The following is a 538-nucleotide window of genomic DNA, read 5'->3' as shown; positions in this document are numbered from 1 at the left end:
CCCGACGACGACCCCGCGCCCCGTCGTCGACGCGGCGGCGGCCCTCCGGATGCCGTCCAGGTCGTCCAGGGTGCGGTAGACGTGCACGCCGGGCGCTGCGGCGCCGGGCACCGGCGGGACGAACGGCCGCGAGCCGGTCGCGAGGACCAGCGCGTCATAGCCGAGCCGCACGCCCGACGCGGTGGTGACCGCGCGGGCCTCGCGGTCGATACCGGCGGCCGGGTCCCCGAGCCGCACGGAGACCCGGTCCGCCGGCAGCTCCGGCAGCCGCAGCGCCCCCTCGTCGGCGCCGTCGAAACAGGACGAGAGCGCCACCCTGTCGTATGCGGGCCGCGCCTCCTCGGCGAGCACGGTGACGTCCCAGGAGCGGTCGGCGTCCCGGTCGAGCAGCGTCTCGACGAGCCGGTGGCCGACCATGCCGTGGCCGACGACGACCAGACGGCGGGCGGGTGTTGGGTTCATGGATCTCGACCTCACAGAGCGGGGACGGAGTCGGGAGCGGAGTCGGGAGCGGAGTCGTGGGGGCCGGTCGGGCCGG

1 protein-coding gene is annotated in these 538 nt (G+C 76.8%); it reads right to left on the bottom strand.

All coding sequences use genetic code 11. The annotated features are described in order from the left end of the window. On the bottom strand, positions 1-462 hold a 462-nt coding region (locus G5C65_RS38170; RefSeq protein WP_165303673.1), incomplete at its 3' end, for an FAD-dependent oxidoreductase. Positions 463-538 lie beyond the last annotated feature (76 nt).

The sequence above is a fragment of the Streptomyces boncukensis genome (genome assembly GCF_011045075.1).
GTDB classification, from domain to species: domain Bacteria; phylum Actinomycetota; class Actinomycetes; order Streptomycetales; family Streptomycetaceae; genus Streptomyces; species Streptomyces boncukensis.
Note: the sequence above shows the minus strand (reverse complement) of the source record. Positions and strands in the feature narration are given on the sequence as shown.